Raw genomic sequence first — 983 nt, 5'->3', positions numbered from 1 at the left:
GGTGCCACTGGACCTCAAGGTGTTCAAGGTAACACGGGTGCTACCGGTGCTACTGGACCTCAAGGCGTTCAAGGTAACACGGGTGCTACTGGACCTCAAGGTGCTCAAGGTAACACGGGTGCTACTGGCACTACTGGACCTCAAGGTGTTCAAGGTAACACGGGTGCTACCGGCGCTACTGGACCTCAAGGTGTTCAAGGTAACACGGGTGCTACCGGCGCTACTGGACCTCAAGGTGCTCAAGGTAACACGGGTGCTACCGGCGCTACTGGACCTCAAGGTGTTCAAGGTAACACGGGTGCTACCGGTGCTACTGGTGCTACTGGTGCCACTGGACCTCAAGGTGTTCAAGGTAACACGGGTGCTACTGGTGCTACCGGCGCCACTGGGCCTCGAGGTAACACGGGCGCTACCGGCGCTACTGGACCTCAGGGTAACACGGGTGCTACCGGTGCCACTGGCGCTACTGGTATAGGAGTTACCGGACCTACCGGACCTTCTGGCGGGCCTCCTGGACCTACTGGACCTCAGGGACCTCAAGGTAACACGGGTGCTACTGGACCTCAAGGTGCTCAAGGTAACACGGGTGCTACTGGCACTACTGGACCTCAAGGTGTTCAAGGTAACACGGGTGCTACCGGCGCTACTGGACCTCAAGGTGTTCAAGGTAACACGGGTGCTACCGGCGCTACTGGACCTCAAGGTGCTCAAGGTAACACGGGTGCTACCGGCGCTACTGGACCTCAAGGTGTTCAAGGTAACACGGGTGCTACCGGTGCTACTGGTGCTACTGGTGCTACTGGTGCCACTGGACCTCAAGGTGTTCAAGGTAACACGGGTGCTACCGGTGCTACTGGACCTCAAGGCGTTCAAGGTAACACGGGTGCTACCGGCGCTACTGGACCTCAAGGTGCTCAAGGTAACACGGGTGCTACCGGCGCTACTGGACCTCAAGGTGTTCAAGGTAACACGGGTGCTACCGG

Annotated in this window: 1 pseudogene; it reads left to right on the top strand. The window is 58.7% G+C overall.

The features are described from left to right. Nucleotides 1–983 (top strand): annotated as a pseudogene (locus ACTFRU_RS29340) (hypothetical protein); the annotation flags it as partial.

The sequence above is a fragment of the Bacillus cereus group sp. MYBK220-1 genome (assembly GCF_051916445.1).
In the GTDB taxonomy this organism is placed as follows: domain Bacteria; phylum Bacillota; class Bacilli; order Bacillales; family Bacillaceae_G; genus Bacillus_A; species Bacillus_A cereus.
The sequence above is the reverse complement of the archived record's forward strand: the minus strand, read 5'-3'. Positions and strand labels throughout refer to the sequence as shown.